At 58.6% G+C, this 17,244-nt stretch carries 15 protein-coding genes; 9 read left to right on the top strand and 6 right to left on the bottom strand.

Annotated features, from left to right (window positions below):
• The first annotated feature begins 4 nt into the window (after positions 1–4).
• The gene (locus TU76_RS23045; RefSeq protein ID WP_048352559.1) at positions 5–1,261 is read left to right on the top strand and encodes a cytochrome c; all 1,257 of its coding nucleotides are present in this window, start codon (positions 5–7) and stop codon (positions 1,259–1,261) included.
• Between the two features lie 101 nt (positions 1,262–1,362).
• Here the strand turns inward: TU76_RS23045 and TU76_RS23040 are convergent, their stop codons facing one another.
• The gene (locus tag TU76_RS23040) at positions 1,363–2,004 is read right to left on the bottom strand and encodes a transporter substrate-binding domain-containing protein (protein WP_019828301.1); all 642 of its coding nucleotides are present in this window, start codon (positions 2,002–2,004) and stop codon (positions 1,363–1,365) included.
• Between the two features lie 139 nt (positions 2,005–2,143).
• On the opposite strand from TU76_RS23040, the gene TU76_RS23035 reads away from it, so the two are divergent.
• Positions 2,144–2,581: a DUF4399 domain-containing protein gene (locus tag TU76_RS23035; RefSeq protein ID WP_048352566.1), complete on the top strand. Its 438-nt coding sequence runs from the start codon at positions 2,144–2,146 to the stop codon at positions 2,579–2,581.
• Positions 2,582–2,640: 59 nt separating this feature from the next.
• Here TU76_RS23035 and serA read toward each other — a convergent pair whose 3' ends face one another.
• The gene (gene serA, locus TU76_RS23030) at positions 2,641–3,870 is read right to left on the bottom strand and encodes a phosphoglycerate dehydrogenase (protein WP_019828299.1); all 1,230 of its coding nucleotides are present in this window, start codon (positions 3,868–3,870) and stop codon (positions 2,641–2,643) included.
• A 206-nt stretch (positions 3,871–4,076) separates the two neighbouring features.
• On the opposite strand from serA, the gene TU76_RS23025 reads away from it, so the two are divergent.
• The 7 genes from TU76_RS23025 (at position 4,077) to TU76_RS22995 (ending at position 10,968) form a co-directional block, all read left to right on the top strand.
• The gene (locus TU76_RS23025) at positions 4,077–5,471 is read left to right on the top strand and encodes an FAD-binding oxidoreductase (RefSeq protein ID WP_019828298.1); all 1,395 of its coding nucleotides are present in this window, start codon (positions 4,077–4,079) and stop codon (positions 5,469–5,471) included.
• Between the two features lie 134 nt (positions 5,472–5,605).
• A complete protein-coding gene (locus TU76_RS23020) occupies positions 5,606–6,271 on the top strand; it encodes a fumarylacetoacetate hydrolase family protein (protein WP_019828297.1) in 666 nt (221 codons plus the stop codon).
• Positions 6,272–6,354: 83 nt separating this feature from the next.
• Positions 6,355–7,395, top strand: a complete 1,041-nt coding sequence (locus TU76_RS23015) for a DUF5924 family protein (protein WP_019828296.1) — start codon at positions 6,355–6,357, stop codon at positions 7,393–7,395.
• A gap of 79 nt (positions 7,396–7,474) precedes the next feature.
• Positions 7,475–8,605, top strand: coding sequence for an ABC transporter permease (locus TU76_RS23010; RefSeq protein WP_046808817.1), 1,131 nt, complete (start codon positions 7,475–7,477; stop codon positions 8,603–8,605).
• An 8-nt stretch (positions 8,606–8,613) separates the two neighbouring features.
• Positions 8,614–9,405 carry an ABC transporter ATP-binding protein gene (locus TU76_RS23005; RefSeq protein WP_173667411.1) on the top strand — a complete coding sequence of 264 codons (792 nt, stop codon included), beginning with the start codon at positions 8,614–8,616 and terminating at the stop codon, positions 9,403–9,405.
• Between the two features lies 1 nt (position 9,406).
• A complete protein-coding gene (locus TU76_RS23000) occupies positions 9,407–10,345 on the top strand; it encodes an MlaD family protein (protein WP_019828293.1) in 939 nt (312 codons plus the stop codon).
• On the top strand, positions 10,342–10,968 hold the full coding sequence (locus TU76_RS22995; protein ID WP_019828292.1) for an ABC-type transport auxiliary lipoprotein family protein: 627 nt from the start codon (positions 10,342–10,344) through the stop codon (positions 10,966–10,968). The genes TU76_RS23000 and TU76_RS22995 overlap by 4 nt, the downstream gene beginning before the upstream one ends.
• A gap of 57 nt (positions 10,969–11,025) precedes the next feature.
• Here the strand turns inward: TU76_RS22995 and TU76_RS22990 are convergent, their stop codons facing one another.
• The 4 genes from TU76_RS22990 to TU76_RS22975 all read right to left on the bottom strand — a co-directional run bounded on the left by TU76_RS22990 (position 11,026) and on the right by TU76_RS22975 (position 17,187).
• A complete protein-coding gene (locus TU76_RS22990) occupies positions 11,026–11,766 on the bottom strand; it encodes an SDR family oxidoreductase (RefSeq protein WP_048352558.1) in 741 nt (246 codons plus the stop codon).
• A gap of 206 nt (positions 11,767–11,972) precedes the next feature.
• On the bottom strand, positions 11,973–15,035 hold the full coding sequence (locus TU76_RS22985) for an efflux RND transporter permease subunit (protein WP_019828290.1): 3,063 nt from the start codon (positions 15,033–15,035) through the stop codon (positions 11,973–11,975).
• Positions 15,032–16,099: an efflux RND transporter periplasmic adaptor subunit gene (locus tag TU76_RS22980; RefSeq protein ID WP_019828289.1), complete on the bottom strand. Its 1,068-nt coding sequence runs from the start codon at positions 16,097–16,099 to the stop codon at positions 15,032–15,034. The genes TU76_RS22985 and TU76_RS22980 overlap by 4 nt, the downstream gene beginning before the upstream one ends.
• Complete coding sequence (locus TU76_RS22975) at positions 16,096–17,187, bottom strand: efflux RND transporter periplasmic adaptor subunit (RefSeq protein WP_019828288.1); 1,092 nt, start codon at positions 17,185–17,187, stop codon at positions 16,096–16,098. The genes TU76_RS22980 and TU76_RS22975 overlap by 4 nt, the downstream gene beginning before the upstream one ends.
• Between the last annotated feature and the right edge of the window lie 57 nt (positions 17,188–17,244).

Here is a 17,244-nt window from a genome sequence, read left to right as displayed (position 1 = left end):
GACCATGAAAGCATTTGTTATCGCGACCCTGACACTCTTCGTCAGCTTCTCGGCGGTTGCCGCTGACAGTGATCCGCAAGCGTTGGTCAAGCAAGGTGAATACCTGGCTCGCGCCGGTGACTGCGTGGCGTGCCACACCGCCAAGGACGGCAAGCCGTTCGCCGGTGGCCTGGCGATGGAAACCCCGATCGGTACGATTTATTCGACCAATATCACGCCGGGTAAAAGCGGCATTGGCAGCTACAGCTTTGAAGATTTCGACAAGGCCGTGCGCCACGGTGTCGCGCAAAATGGCAGCACCTTGTATCCGGCCATGCCGTATCCGTCCTATGCGCGGGTCAACGAGGCCGATATGCAGGCGTTGTATGCCTACTTTATGAAAGGCGTAAAACCTGTCGAGCAAGCGAATCAGGAGGCTGATATTCCGTGGCCGCTGAGCATGCGCTGGCCGTTGGCGATATGGCGCTGGCTGTTTGCGCCTGCGGTTGAAGACTTCAAGCCGCAAGCCGGGCAGGACGCCGTGCTCAACCGCGGTGCGTATCTGGTGGAAGGCCTTGGGCACTGCGGCGCATGCCACACGCCACGGGCATTGACCATGCAGGAGAAGGCCCTGAGTGCAAGTGACAGCCCGGCATTCCTGTCAGGTAGCGCACCGCTGGAAGGCTGGATAGCGAAGAACCTGCGAGGCGATCACAAGGACGGTCTGGGCAGTTGGAGCGAAGAGCAACTGGTGCATTTCCTCAAGACCGGGCGCAGTGATCGCAGTGCTGTGTTTGGCGGCATGAGTGATGTGATCGTACACAGCATGCAGTACATGTCCGAGGCTGATCTGACCGCTATCGCTCGTTACTTGAAGTCGTTGCCTGCGGTTGATCCAGCGGACGCGCCCCATCAGTACGATCCTGCTGTCGCGGATGCCCTGTGGAACGGTGACGACAGCAAACGCGGTGCTGCGGTGTATATCGATAACTGCGCGGCTTGCCATCGCACTGACGGTCACGGCTACACCCGAGTGTTCCCTGCTCTGGCGGGCAATCCGGTGTTGCAGTCGGACGACCCGACGTCGCTGATCCATATCGTACTTAAGGGTGGGACGTTGCCTGCGACGCATACGGCGCCGTCGACCTTCACCATGCCTGCTTTCGACTGGCGCTTGTCGGATCAGGAAGTGGCCGATGTGGTCAATTTCATCCGCACCAGTTGGGGCAACAAGGCGGGTGAAGTGAAGGCCGGGGATGTTAAGGCGATTCGCACACCCTGAGTATTGGGTGGGAGCGGGCTTGCTCGCGATGCAGTTGACTCGGTATGCCTGAATTACCGATTCGATCCCATCGCGAGCAAGCTCGCTCCCACAGTGGGTATTCAGGGTTGTTTTGCACCCATCCCGAACCACTTCTGGGACAAGGCCTCCAGCCGGCCATCGGCCTTGATCCGCTGCAGTGCCTTGTCCAGGCTGGCCTGGAACGCCGGGTTGCCTTTCTGGAAGGGAATGGCCAAGGCAACTTCCTCATCCGTGACCGGCGCTTTCTGCGCTACGGTTACCAATGGCCCGCGGTCGACAAACGTGTTGCCCTGAACTACGCCTAATGTCTGGCCCTGCAACGTGGCAAGGCTGTTGGGTGAGCGCGGCGGTTCTTGTCGAGCTATCGTCTGCGCTTGTATGTGGCTGTAAGGCTCGCTGAAGTCGAAACGATCTTGAAGTTCGGGAGTCAAAGCGATGTGGTTGATGGCGACATCGTATTTGCCGCTCTCAACGCCCGGCAGCAGGTCATTGCTGTCAGTGACCAGAATGGAGGGATGCACATCCAGTTCCTGAGCCAGCAGCTCGCCCAACTCCACGTCAAAGCCGGTCAAGCGTCCGTCCTGCTTGAAGCTGAATGGAGCCATGTCAGCTTCAAGGGCGATGCGCAGTTCACCTCGGTCGTTCACGTCGTCGATCAGTTCGGCTTGAGCAAAAGGGCTCGCCAATGGCAGTAAAAGCATCAGGCCTGGCAGGAAACGCATGGACACTCCTTTGAATGTGTTGCAAGCGATTCGCATCGAGCGTGCGCTTTGCTTTATGTTGGTCAGTTGCGGCGTTGGACAACAGATTGGCTCAAAGTTGTCCGGCGCCGAAGAATTTTGCAAAAAACCGGAGAAAAAAATGAAAGCTCTACTGTCTCGTGTTGCGTTGGCTTCTGTGTTGATGGGCGCTTCGGTCATGGCCACAGCGGCTGGCCTGGAATCGGAGCCGGCTCCTAAAGGCGCCAAGGTTTTCATCGTTGAACCTAACGATGGTGCAACCGTTGATCAAACGTTCACCGTCAAATTCGGCATCGAAGGTATGCCTCTGGCGCCTATTACCGAGGCGACCCCTCACGCAGGCCACCACCACCTGCTGATTGACGTCGACCAGTTGCCAGCCGAAAACGCGCCTATCCCGGCCGATGCCAACCATATCCATTTCGGCAAGGCACAGACCGAAACCCAGGTGACCCTGCCACCCGGCAAGCACACCCTGCAATTGGTGCTGGGCAACCAGGTACACGTGCCGTTCAAGCCAAGCATCGTGTCGAAGAAAATCACGGTTGATGTGAAATAAGTATTTTCGACGGATAAAAAAAGGGAGACCCGAGGGTCTCCCTTTTTTGTGACGCGCGTTTAGAACAAAACGCGGCAACGGATAGTGCCGTTGACGGTCTGCAACTTCTCTTGCGCCAGGTCCGAAGACTCTGCATCTACGTCGATCACTACATAGCCAACTTTTTCGTTGGTTTGCAGGAACTGACCGGAGATGTTGATCCCGTTTTCGGCGAAGATCTTGTTGATTTCGCTCATCACACCCGGGATGTTCTCGTGGATGTGCAGCAGACGGTGCTTGCCAGGGTGAGCCGGCAGGGCCACTTCCGGGAAGTTCACGGACGATACCGAAGTACCGTTGTCGCTGTACTTGACCAGTTTCTCTGCCACTTCCAGACCGATGTTGGCTTGCGCTTCAGCGGTGGAACCGCCGATGTGCGGGGTCAGGATCACGTTGTCCAGGCCGCGCAGCGGGCTTTCGAACACGTCGTCGTTGGAGCGCGGCTCAACCGGGAACACGTCGATAGCGGCGCCGATCAGGTGCTTGTCCTTGATCGCGTCAGCCAGGGCGTCCAGTTCAACTACGGTGCCACGTGCGGCGTTGATCAGAATCCCGCCCTTTTTGATGGCGCGGATTTCTTTTTCGCCGATCATCCACTGGGTGGCTGCGGTTTCAGGCACGTGCAAGGTGACGATGTCGGACATGCCCAACAGATCGTGCAGATTACCGACCTGAGTCGCGTTGCCCAATGGCAGCTTGGTCACGGTGTCGTAGAAGAACACTTGCATGCCCAGGCCTTCAGCCAGTACCGACAGCTGAGTGCCGATAGAGCCGTAGCCGACGATACCCAGCTTTTTGCCCCGGATTTCGAAGGAGTTGGCTGCGCTTTTGATCCAGCCACCACGGTGGCAGGAAGCGTTTTTCTCAGGGATGCCACGCAACAACAGGATCGCTTCAGCCAGCACCAACTCGGCCACCGAACGGGTGTTGGAGTACGGTGCGTTGAAAACAGCGATACCGCGTTCGCGAGCAGCGTTGAGGTCGACCTGGTTGGTGCCGATGCAGAAACAACCAACAGCGACCAATTTCTTGGCGCAGTCGAACACTTCTTCGGTCAGCTGGGTACGAGAACGGATGCCGATAAAGTGGGCATCAGCGATCTTTTCCTTCAGCTGGGCTTCAGGCAAGGAACTGGTGATGTACTCAATGCTGGTGTACCCGGCAGATTTGAGCACTTCAACAGCGGATTGGTGGACGCCTTCCAAAAGAAGGAACTTGATCTTGCTCTTATCGAGAGAAGTCTTGCTCATCTGCGTAAACCTGTGTCCCAGAGAAAAAATGGCAGGGAATGGACAGCGAGAGCTGACCTGGCCGGCGTGAAGACCGGCACCGAGAATCGTCCTACGGCTCGATTCTGCGGGGGGGTCGTATGCTAGCATAAGCGCCCCGCTAAACACCCATTCCTGCGACGTGAAGCGTTCTCAGGATGACCATGAATTGTTCGAGAGTTCTGTTGATGACCCATCCTGCCTTGATTGATGAGCTAAAGACCCTGGTAGAGCCTGGCAAGGTCCTGACCGACGCCGACTCGCTTAATGCTTACGGCAAGGATTGGACCAAGCATTTCGCCCCGGCCCCGCTGGCCATTGTGTTCCCGAAAACCACTGAACAAGTGCAGGCCATTGTGCTGTGGGCAAACGCTCATGACGTCGCATTGGTGCCGTCGGGTGGCCGTACCGGTTTGTCCGCCGCAGCCGTGGCCGCCAATGGCGAAGTGGTTGTGTCGTTCGACTACATGAATCAAGTGCTGGACATCAACCTGACCGATCGCACCGTGGTCTGTCAGCCGGGCGTGGTCACCGAGCACCTGCAAAACCTCGCCGAAGAAAATGGCCTGTACTACCCGGTGGATTTTGCTTCGGCAGGTTCCAGCCAGATTGGCGGCAATATCGGCACCAATGCCGGCGGAATCAAGGTGATTCGCTACGGCATGACCCGTAACTGGGTCGCGGGCATGAAAGTCGTGACCGGCAAGGGCGACGTGCTGGAATTGAACAAGGACCTGATCAAAAACGCCACCGGCTACGACATGCGCCAGCTGTTTATCGGCGCTGAAGGCACCCTGGGCTTTGTGGTGGAAGCCACCATGCGTCTGGATCGCGCCCCGAAAAACCTGACGGCGATGGTGTTGGGTACGGCCGATTTCGACTCCATCATGCCGGTGTTGCATGCCTTCCAGAGCAAGCTGGATCTGACGGCTTTTGAGTTCTTCTCCGACAAGGCCCTGACCAAAGTCATGGACCGCGGAGACGTGCCTTCGCCGTTCGAGACCGACTGCCCGTTCTACGCGCTGCTGGAATTCGAAGCGACCACCGAAGAAGTGGCCAACGCCGCACTGGAAACTTTCGAACATTGCATGGAAGAAGGCTGGGTCCTCGATGGTGTGATGAGCCAGAGCGAAACCCAGTTGCAAAACCTGTGGAAACTGCGCGAGTACATCTCCGAGACCATTTCCCACTGGACGCCTTACAAAAACGACATTTCGGTCACTGTGTCGAAAGTCCCGGCATTCTTGAAGGAAATTGATGCGATCGTTGGCGAGCACTACCCGGACTTCGAAATTGTCTGGTTCGGCCACATCGGTGATGGCAACCTGCACTTGAACATCCTCAAGCCTGAAAACCTGAGCAAGGACGAGTTCTTTGCCAAGTGCGCGACGGTGAACAAGTGGGTATTTGAAACCGTCGAGAAGTACAACGGTTCGATCTCTGCCGAGCACGGCGTTGGCATGACCAAGCGCGATTATCTGACCTACAGCCGTTCGCCGGTCGAGATCGAGTACATGAAAGCGCTCAAGGCCGTGTTCGACCCAAAGGGCATCATGAACCCCGGCAAAATTTTTGCGGTTTAAACCATAGCGTGTAGTCGCTGCCGCAGGCTGCGAAAGGAATCGCAGGGGCTTCAAGAAACGGATTGCTCCGCAATCCTTCGCAGCCTGCGGCAGCGACTACACACACAATCAGCATCCATCAGCGGAGTCGGTCAATGAGCTATCAGCACCAGTATGTCGACGGTACCCGGATTCACTTTCCTATCGGTAAAGTGGTGTGCATCGGCCGCAACTATGCCGAACACGCCAAGGAACTGGACAACCCGATCCCGTCTGAACCCCTGCTTTTCATCAAGCCGGGCAGTTGTGTAGTTCCACTGGACAGCAGTTTCACGATTCCGACCGAACGCGGCTCCGTGCACTACGAAGCAGAAATCTCGGTGCTGATCGGCAAGCCTTTGTCGAATAACCCAAGTGCTGAAGAAGTGCTGGATGCTATCTCCGGTTTTGCTCCGGGGCTGGACCTGACCCTGCGCGACAAGCAGACCGAGCTCAAGGGCAAGGGTTTGCCTTGGGAAATCGCCAAATCTTTCGACGGCGCCTGTGTACTGGCCCCTTTCGTACAGAGCAGCACCTTTCCTGATCTGGCCGACATCGGCATTCGCCTGACCATCAATGGTGAAGTGCGCCAGGACGGCAGCAGCGCCCTGATGCTCAACCCGATTGTGCCGATGATCCAGCACATGGCAGCGTGTTTCTCGCTGCAAGCGGGCGATGTCATCATGACCGGGACTCCGGTGGGCGTTGGTCCGCTGAATGTGGGCGACGAGTTGGTACTGGAACTGACCGGCGCCAGCCGCTTCGAAAGCAGCGTGCGTTAAAACACCCGATGTAGCCGCAGCCTTCGGCAGCGGCTACATGTATTCTGTCGAGGATATTTCCTATACAGAATGTGAACCGCCGAATGCCTAACTGGAACCTCCACATACAGCGCGTCCTTGAGTTGATGAAGCGCTATCCAGGGCTCATTGCGGCGTTTGGTTTTTGCTCGGGCGTGGGCAGTTTTATTCTGGTGGACCGTCAGCAAGGCATGGCCCGCTGGATCGCCGTGATCCTGTTGGTGAGCTGGGTCTGGCTGATGCTGGAAAACAGCTTGACCCAGCTATTCAGCCGGGTATTCAAGCGTGAAATTCCCCCGCCGCTGCTGCGTTATGCGACCCAGATGATCCATCAGGAAAGTCTGTTTTTCGTATTGCCGTTTTTCTTTATCACCACCACCTGGAACAGCGGGCAGCTTGTCTTTACCGGGCTACTGGGTGTGTGCGCACTGATCACCATCACTGACCCTCTGTATTACAAATGGCTGGCCCCCCGGCGCTGGCTATTTTTGGCGCTGCACACCCTCGCCCTGTTCGCCGCGATGCTGACAGCGTTGCCGGTCATCCTCAATCTGACCACCGCCCAGAGCTACAAACTGGCGCTGGGTACCGCCGTGCTGCTGTCAATCCCCAGCCTGGCTGTGAGCCTGCCATTGAAGACCTGGCGCGGCTGGCTGGTGCTGCCACTGATTGTTCTTGCCCTGGGCGGCTCCGGCTGGCTGCTGCGCTCCTGGGTGCCGCCCGCCACACTGTGGATGACCGAAGTGGCCGTCACGACCCAGCTGCAAGACCGCACACCGGGCGAGAGCATCGAGCAAATCAGCGTCAGCGAGCTACGTAGCCGTGGGTTGTACGCGTACACCTCGATCAACGCCCCGCGCGGCTTGAACGAACGCATTTATCACGTGTGGCAACTCAATGGCCAGGAAGTCGATCGCATCGCCCTGGATATCCATGGCGGGCGCAAGGAGGGCTATCGCGCCTGGACCCACAAGCAGAATTTCCCGCCCGATCCGGTGGGTCGCTGGCAAGTCAGGGTGCTGACTGAAGATGGACAGATGATTGGCGTTTTGCGCTTTCGGGTTAACCCAGATCAATCTGTGCCTGCGGTTGTTCCGTCAAACTGAAACACTTTTGCAGGATTGTGCTATTACATAAGGTCTGCGTTTCAACGTACTGAGCTGGGAGCTTAAGACTATTACGGCCATGGCGGGCAATGCCCAACTAGACACTTCCAGTAATCCGGCGCGGCTGCTGATCAGCGGCGACTGGACCCTTGCCCATTACACTCGTCTCAAGCAGCAGACCGAGCAGTTGGTGGGCAAATACGATGAGCAGACCGCCATCAACCTCGATGCGGTGACCGGTATCGATACGGCGGGTGCGTCACTGCTGGTGGAATTGTTGGGCGCTGAGCGCGTCAGCCAGTTGACCCAAACCGCACAAAAGCTCCCCGCCGCCGACCGCGCCTTGCTGCAAACGGTCTATTCCTCAATGCGTGATTTCTGTGTGCCGGTCAAAGTCGCACCGCAGAACGTCGGCATCCTGTTGCTGAGCCGTATCGGCAGCGCGGTCTACAAACTGTGGCAAGACACCCTGCAATTGCTGGGCTTTATCGGGCTGATCCTGCAAACTCTGGCGCGTAATCTGTTTCGACCCAAGCAATGGCGCATCACGCCAGTGGTGGCACACATTGAGCAGATCGGCCTCAACGCCGCGCCGATCGTGGTGCTGCTGACCTTTATGGTGGGCGCGGTGGTGGCCTTTCTCGGCGCTACGGTGCTGGCCAGCTTTGGTGCGGGAATCTTCACCGTTGACTTGGTGGCGTTTTCCTTCCTGCGGGAATTCGGTGTGTTGCTGACCGCCATTCTGCTGGCGGGTCGAACGGCCAGTGCTTTTACGGCACAAATCGGCTCAATGAAAGCCAACGAAGAAATCGACGCCATTCGCACCCTGGGCCTCGATCCGATGGACTTGCTGGTGCTGCCGCGGGTTCTGGCCCTGTTGATCGCCCTGCCGCTGCTGACCTTCCTGGCCATGATGGCGGGCATCCTTGGCGGCGCCGTGGTGTGTGTCATCTCGCTGGGTATTTCCCCGGACATGTTTATTTCGCTCCTGCACTCCGACATCGGTGTTAAGAACTTTTTGGTGGGCATAGCCAAAGCGCCCTTTTTTGCCTTTTTGATCGCTGCAGTGGGCTGCCTTGAGGGGTTTAAAGTCAGCGGCAGCGCCGAATCGGTCGGCGCCCACACCACGTCCAGCGTGGTGCAATCGATCTTTATCGTGATCGTCCTCGACGCCGTAGCCGCGTTGTTCTTTATGGAGATGGGCTGGTGAGTACTTCCCTGCGCAAGCCCGGCGAGGCGGTGATCGAGGTGCGTGATCTGTGCAACCGCTTTGGCAGCCAAAGCGTGCACGAACACCTCGACCTTGATGTGTACAAAGGCGAAATCCTGGGCGTGGTTGGCGGCTCCGGTACTGGCAAATCGGTGCTGCTGCGCAGCATTGTCGGCTTGCGTCGACCCACTGAAGGGCAAGTGCGGGTGTTTGGCCAGGACTTGATGAACCTCCACGAGGCCGAGCGCTCACGGATCGAACGGCGTTTTGGCGTGTTGTTCCAGGCAGGGGCGCTGTTTTCTTCGCTGACCGTGACCGAAAATATCGCCCTGCCCCTGATTGAACACGCAGGGTTAAGCCGTCCTGATGCTGAGCACCTGGCATGCGTGAAGCTGGCGCTGGCCGGACTGCCGTTGTCGGCCGCCGACAAATACCCGTCTTCGTTGTCGGGCGGGATGGTCAAGCGCGCCGCGCTGGCCCGAGCGCTGGCGCTGGACCCGGACATCCTGTTTCTTGATGAGCCCACCGCCGGGCTCGATCCGATTGGTGCGGCGGCATTCGACCAACTGATTCTGACCCTGCGCGATGCGCTGGGCCTGAGCGTGTTTCTCGTCACCCATGACCTGGACACGCTGTACACCATCACGGACCGGGTGGCTGTGCTGTCGCAAAAACGGGTGCTGGTGGCGGCACCCATCCGCGAGGTCGAAGACTTCAACGACCCTTGGATTCACGAATATTTCCATGGCCCCCGTGGCCGCGCCGCATATGAAGCGGCAACCCAGCGTAAGGAGCAATGACATGGAAACCCGTGCCCATCATGTATTGATCGGCTTGTTCAGTGTCCTGGTTGTCGTCGGGGCCATGCTGTTTGGCCTGTGGCTGGCCAAGGCGAGCATGGACAGCACGTTCAAGGATTACGAAGTGGTGTTCAACGAAGCCGTCAGCGGCCTGTCAAAAGGCAGCTCGGTGCAATACAACGGGATCAAGGTGGGTGACGTCATCGAGTTGCGACTCGACGACAAGGATCCGCGCCGTGTATTGGCGCGCATCCGTCTGGCCGCCAACACGCCGGTCAAGGTCGATACCAAGGCCAAGCTGGCGCTGACTGGCGTTACGGGCACCTCGATCATCCAGCTCAGTGGCGGCGACCCGAATAGCCCGGACCTCAAGGGCAAGGACGGCAAGCTCCCGGAGATCGTGGCTTCGCCGTCACCGATTGCCCGTCTGCTCACTGACGGCACCGACATGATGGCCAACGTCAACATGCTGCTGCACAACGCCAACCAGCTCTTTTCCGAAGACAACGTCAACCGCGTGAGCAAGACGCTGGATAACCTCGAGCAAACCACCTCGGCAATTTCCGGTCAGCGCGGTGATATCAGCCAGACCCTGAAACAGCTGGCCCAGGTCGGTAAGCAGGCCAGTGCCACGCTGGAGCAAACCGCAGCACTGATGCGCAACGCCAACGGCCTGTTGAGCAGCGACGGCAAGCAGATGTTCGCCAGCGCAGACCGCGCCATGAAGTCGCTGGAACAAAGCAGCGCGACCATCAACACGTTGATCAACAGCAATGAGGAGTCGCTTAACAACGGCCTTCAGGGGCTCAATCAACTGGGCCCTGCGGTCAACGAATTGCGCGAAACACTCGGCACATTGCGCTCGATCTCACGGCGCCTGGAAGCCAATCCAAGCGGTTACTTGCTAGGCCGCGAACAGAACAAGGAATTCACTCCATGAAGCGTACCTATCGCCTGGCAGGTTCTATCATGTTTGCGGCCAGCCTGAGCCTGCTCAGCGCCTGTTCGATTCTGCCCAAGCCCGAGATGGTCGACGTCTATCGGCTGCCCGCTGCGCAAGCGCCCATTGCCGCCAGCCAAAGCGCGCCAGTGAAGTGGTCATTGCGTCTGGACAAGCCGATGGCCAGCGGCGCCTTGAACAACCAGAACATTGCCGTGGTGCCCGAGGGCAACCTGATCAGCAACTACAAGGGCGCCCGCTGGAGCGATACTGCGCCCGTGTTGCTACGCAATCGTCTGCTTGATGCCTTCTTGCAGGATGGGCGGATTCAAGGGCTGAGCACCGACGACAGCAACCTGCATGCCGATTACGAGTTGGGTGGGGAGTTGTTGGCGTTCCAGACCCACTACAACGGCAAAAGCCCTGAAGTATTGATCCAGTACAACGCCCGTCTGGTGCGCAGCAGCGACCAGCGTGTGATTGCCTCCAAACGGTTTGAAGCACGTCAGCCGCTCAGTAATCCATTGGTGCCGGGGGTGGTTGCAGGGTTTGGACAGGCCAGCGACACCTTGATGCCGCAAGTGGTGCAGTGGGTGATGCAGCAGGGTCAGGCGCAGCGTTAAAAGCCCCTCACCCGATCCCTCAGGAAAAGGGTCAGGGTGAGGGCGCTCTGCTTTTGCCTATACCAACCCGCCATTGGCCCGCAAAACCTGCCCGTTGACCCAGTCTGCTGCCGGGCTCACCAGAAACGAGATGATATTGGCAATGTCTTGTGGCTTGCCCAGACGCTCCAGAGGCGGCATCTTGGAGAACGTCTGGATTTGCTCTTCGGTCTTGCCCTGTAAAAACAGCTCCGTCGCCACCGGTCCCGGAGCCACTGCGTTAACGGTGATCTGCCGCCCGCGCAGCTCCTTGGCAAACACCTGGGTCAACGATTCAACCGCAGCCTTGCTGGCGATGTACACCGCGTAACCCGGCAGGTTCATGCCCACCGTACTGCTCGAAAAATTGACGATGCGGCCACCGCCGTTCAGCCGGGTAGCGGCTTCGCGCAGGGTGTTGAACGTCCCTTTGGTGTTGATATTGAAGGTCTGTTCGTATATCTCGTCGCTGTGCTGGGCCAGCAGCAACACGTTGAGTACACCCGCGTTGTTGATCAGTACATCGACCTTGCCCAGTTGCAGCTCCGCTTCATCGAACAGGCGCTTCACATCAGCGGCACTGGCCACATCCGCCTGCACGGCGATCGCCTCATGCCCGTCTTCACGTAACTGTGCGACCAGCCGCGTGGCTTCGCCTGCACTGTTGGCGTAGTTGATGACCACGGCAAAACCTTCGCCTGCCAACTGTTTGGCAATTACGGCCCCGATGCCCCGTGAAGCGCCCGTGACAATGGCGACTTTGGGTTGTGAATAACTCATGGCAACACTCCGTTGTGGAAAAGGCGTGGGGCTAGACTCACATGTGCGCTCAGGCAGATAAAGACCGCTGGTTTGATACCGGTATTCGGATATTCCAAACAATCCTGGCCTCTGCAGGAGCGGGTTTGCTTGCGAAGGCATCAACGAAGTGTCCTTGAAACACTTCGTTGTCTGCATCGCGAGCAAGCCCGCTCCCACAGGAAGAATCAAACATGGGCAGGCGGCGGCTCTTTGTTCTCCTTGATCTTGTACGAGGCCACATACAGCGCTGGCAGGAACAGCAGCGTGAGCAAGGTGGCCGACAGGATGCCGCCAATCATGGCGTAGGCCATTGGCCCCCAGAACACGTCACGGGCAATCGGGATCATGCCCAGGCTGGCCGCTGCTGCGGTTAGCAGGATCGGTCGGCGACGGTGCTGGGTGGCTTGCATCACTGCATGCCACGGGTCATAGCCGTCGCGCTCGTACTGATCGATCTGGGTCACCAGAATCACCGAGTTACGTACGATGATGCCCACCAGCGCCAGAATCCCCAGAATCGCCACAAAGCCCATTGGCGTACCGGTGGGTACAAGCGCCAGCACCACGCCGATCAGCCCCAGCGGCGCGACACTCACCACCAGGAACATCTTCTGCACGCTTTGCAGCTGGATCATCAGGAACGTTGCCATCAAGAACAGCATCAATGGCACTACCTGAGCGATCGGGCCTTGAGCCTTGGCGCTTTGTTCCACTGTACCGCCGGTTTGCAAGGTGTAGCCCTGGGGCAGGCTGTCGGCGAACTTGTCGACGTCAGGTTTGAGTTGGGCCACCAGGTCGGTGGGTTGCATCGAACCACGCACCGAGGCCTTGAGGGTCAGGGTGGGGATTCGGTCACGGCTCCATACCAACGGCTGCTCCAGCTCGTAGCGCACGGTGGCAAAGGCCAGTAACGGAATCGAGGTGCCACTCGGGGTGCTGATTTGCAGGTTGAGCAGGGTTTCGGGAGTGCCGCGCTCACTGCTGTTGGCCCGCCCGACGATGTTGATCAGGTAGATGTTGTCCTTGACCTGACTGACAGCTGCGCCGCTGACGATACTGTTCATCACATGGGCCACGTCTTCGGACGACAGCCCGAACTGGCGGGCCTTGTCCTGGGCAATGTCGATGCGCAGAACCTTGCCGGGTTCGTTCCAGTTGAAGATGGTTTCGCCGACGTTGGGGTTGGCATCGAGCACTGTGGCCAGGTCGATCGAATACTTGCGCACCAGGTCGATGTCTTTGCCGCTGACCCGATACTGCAACGGTTGCCCTACGGGCGGCCCCAGTTCCAGGGTATGGACGAAACTGCCGATCCCCACGAACTCTTCGCGCAGGCGTTTGTTCAGGCGCTCCACCAGAACATCGCGGCTTTCAAGCCCGGTACTGACGATGACGAGCTGGGCATAGAAGGGGTTTTGCAGTTGCTGGTCCAGCGGCAGGTAGAAACGGATTGCACCCTCGCCGATGTACGAGCTCCAGCGCACGATATCTGGATCACCCTTGAGTGACTCTTCAAAACGCTGGGTAACTTTGAGGGTTTCCTCAATTGAAGCGTTTTGCGGCAGGTTCAGGTCTACCAGGATCTCGGGGCGATCGGATGCCGGGAAAAACTGGTTCTGCACCAGCCCCATGCCAAACACCGACAGGACAAACATCAGCACCGTGGCGCCGATGGTCCACCAGCGATTGCGCATGCACCACAGCAGGGCGGTATTGAAAACCCGGGCCAGACGCCCGGGCTCCTCGGACTTGGGTTTAACCTTGGCGCTCAGAATGTGTACGCCCAGCACCGGCGCGAACAGTACCGCCACCACCCATGACACCAGCATCGCCACGGCAATTACCGCGAACAGGGTGAAGGTGTATTCCCCCGCCGAGCTGTTGTTCAGCCCGATGGGAACAAACCCTGCCACCGTCACCAGGGTCCCGGTGAGCATCGGGAAGGCCGTGGAGTGGTAGGCAAAGGTGGCTGCCTGCTCCTTGGTCTCCCCCAGCTCCAGGCGCGTGATCATCATCTCCACCGTGATCATCGCGTCGTCCACCAGCAGGCCCAGGGCGATGATCAGCGCGCCCAGTGACACTCGCTGCATGGCAATGCCGGTGAACTCCATAAACACGAACACCAGCGCCAGAACCAGCGGGATCGAAATCGCCACCACCAAGCCGGCTCGCAGGCCCAGGCTGATAAAACTCACCGCCAGTACAATCACTACGGCTTCGAACAGCGCACTGGTGAAGCCGCTCACGGCTTCTTCAACCACCTGCGCCTGATCGGACACCATGTGTACGCCCACACCCACCGGCAACTGCGCGGTCAGTTCATCGATGCGCTCCTGCAGTTGCTTGCCGAACTCCTGAATGTTGCCGCCATCAATCATGGCGATCGCCAGGCCAATGGCAGGCTTGCCGTTGTAATGGAACATCGGCGCAGCAGGGTAGACGTAGCCTCGGGTAATGTCGGCAATGTCGGCCAGCCGGTAAAAGCGGTCGTTGACCCGCAGGTTTACCGCCGCCAGGTCTTCAACACTGTGGAACTGGCCTGACGTGCGGACCGACATGCGTTCGGGGCCCGCTTCGATGACCCCGGCGGGGGTTACGGCGTTCTGTGCTTGCAGGCTTTCAAGTATCTGCTGCTGATCAAGGCCCAGCGCTGCCAGCTTGCGGGTTGAAAAATCGAGGTAGAAGGTTTCTTCCTGCTCGCCAATGGTCATCACCTTGCCGCGATTGGGTACATCGCGGATGCCGGTGCGCACCTGCTCCACGTAATCGCGCAGCTGGCGCATGGTGAAGCCGTCGCCGGTAAAGGCGAAGATGGTGCCGTAGACATCACCGAACTCATCGTCGAACCCCGGGCCTTGAATACCTTGGGGAAAGTCGCCGCGGATGTCGCCGATTTTCTTGCGCACCTCATACCAGATATTCGGGATGGCATCGGCCTTGGTGGTGTCCTTGAGGAACACAAATACCGTTGACTCACCGGGGCGGGTATAGCTTTGCACGTAGTCGAGGGAATCCAGCTCTTCGAGCTTTTTCTCGATGCGATCGGTGATCTGCAGCCGGGTTTCATCGACTGTGGCGCCGGGCCATCGGGTCTGGATTACCATGGTTTTGATGGCGAAGGACGGGTCTTCTGCACGCCCCAGATTGATGTACGAGAAAATCCCGGCCACCACCGCCACAAACATCAAATACCAGACGAATGACTGATGTTTCAGGGCCCACTCGGACAGGTTGAACTTCCCATTCATTGCGAGCTTTCCTTATCGAGTCTGACTTTCTGCCCAGGGGTGAGGCTGTGTACGCCTGCACTGACCACCATGTCGCCGGCTTTTATGCCGCCAGACAACAACACGCTTTGTGCATCGCGCCGCAGAACCGTGACATCACGGGGGCTGACGGCATGGGTTGCCGTGTCGATGATCCACACGCGGGTGTGGCCATCGGTTTCTTGCATGGCCGTCAGTGGTAACTGAAAGTGCTCGGCGATCGGGCTGCTTACGGTCACGCTGACTGAGCTGCCAAGACGAAACGCCGCCGGGGTCGAGTCCAGTGTCAGGCGGGTACGTCGTGTGCGGGTTGCGCTGTCGGCCTGCGGAGCGATTTCGCGGATATGGGCGCTGGTGTTGATGTTCGGGTCGAGCTGACCAGCGACGCGGAACTCGATGTCTTTAGGCAAGGCCTCGGCCAGCGGTCCCGGCAGGTCGATCACCGCCTCTTTGATTTCAGGTCGTGCCAGAGTGACGACTTCCTGGCCGATGCTTACCACTTGCCCGGCCTCGGCCTGCCATTGAGTGATGACGGCGTCATGGTCGGCGCGCAGGTTGCAGTAACTGAGCTGATCCTGGGCCTGACTCACCGCCGCCTGCGCCTGCTGCATCGAGGCCTGGGTGGTCTTGAGATCAGCTTGTGCCGTGTCCAGCTGAGCCTGGGCACCCACGCCACGGTCGAACAGCTCTTGCTGGCGACGGGCGTTGGCTTTGGCGTTGATCAATTGCGCTTGCACCTTGGCCAGATCGCCCTGAGCCGAACGCAACTGATTTTGCTGATCGGTGGGGTCGAGGTTGGCCAGAATGTCCCCCTGTTTGACCACCGCACCCACGTCGTAATACCGGCGCACGATGCGCCCCGGAACCCTGAAGCCCAGGGTGCTTTCGTAGCGAGCTTCGATATTGCCGGCAAAGCGTCCCAAGTCTTGCGCCAGTTCGGGTTGCGCCACCACATACAGCGCCGGTCGAATGGGTTCGGGCGGCTGTTTTTCAGAACAGCCCACCAACAGGGCGGCCGCTAAGGGCATCATCCACAAACGCCTCATAGTTGAACTCCTTCGGCTGGAGCAGGGACGATTTCAACCTTCATGCCGGGGTGCAACAGTTGCCCGCCTGCAACCACGACTTTTTCCCCATCCTTGAGGCCTTCGCTGACGATTACGCTGCCGGTCAGGTAGCGCCCGACCTTGACCCGCTGCAGGCGCACGTTGTTTTGATCGTCGGCGATCCACACTGCGGGCTCGCTGATGTCCTTGGTCAGTGCCGACCACGGCAACTCGATGCTGCGACTGGGAGGCGGTGTCAGGTTGACGCTGACAATCGAACCCAGGTCCATGCCTTTGGGCAATGCATCCAGTTGCACCTTTATTTGCAGCGTGCCGCTTTGAGCGGCCACGGTGGGCGTGATTTCGCGGATCTGGCCGTTGACCTTGATCGTCGGATTACTCAAGAGCGTGACCTGCACGGTGGGGTCTTTGGGCGGCTCGATAAACAGCGATTCATACACGTTGAAAACCGCATCCCGTGCACCATCGCGGGCGAGGGTGAAAATCGGCATGGTGGCCTGCACCACTTGTCCTACCTCGGCCTGGCGCGCCGTGATAACGCCGGGCGCCTCGGCTTCAAGGTTGCTGTAACTCAGTTGTTCGCGGGCATTGGCCAACTGTGCCTGCGCTGCAGCCAAGGCGCTTTTTGCGCTCAACTGGGCGGCGTTGGCGGCGTCGTATTCGCTTTGGCTGGTATAGCCTTTTGGCAGCAATTTTTGCTGACGAATAAATGCTGCGCGGGTTTGCACCACTTGAGCCTGTTGCGCATTGACGCTGGCCTGAGCGGTTTCGACCTGGATCTTCAAGTCCTTGGGGTCGAGGCGTGCGAGCACCTGATTGGCCTTGATATGGTCACCCACATCGACCTTGCGCTCGATAATCTTGCCACCTACGCGAAATGACAGCTGGGTTTCGACCCGAGCCTGAATATCACCGCTGAGTTGAATGGGGGGGGCGAATTCTCGAGTGCTCACCTGCTGCACATACACCCTGGGGGACAAAGGTTCCTTAGGACCCTCCTTGCCGCACGCGGTGAGAAGCGCCAAGAGGCTCAAGCCCAAAATGCTCGTGTTCAGTGGACCTGCCATGCAAGCTCCTTTGCATAATGCCGATTAACATGCGGATACGGGTGATAGCGTAGAACA

The organism is Pseudomonas psychrophila, from assembly GCF_001043005.1.
Taxonomy (GTDB): domain Bacteria; phylum Pseudomonadota; class Gammaproteobacteria; order Pseudomonadales; family Pseudomonadaceae; genus Aquipseudomonas; species Aquipseudomonas psychrophila.
Note: the sequence above shows the minus strand (reverse complement) of the source record. Positions and strands in the feature narration are given on the sequence as shown.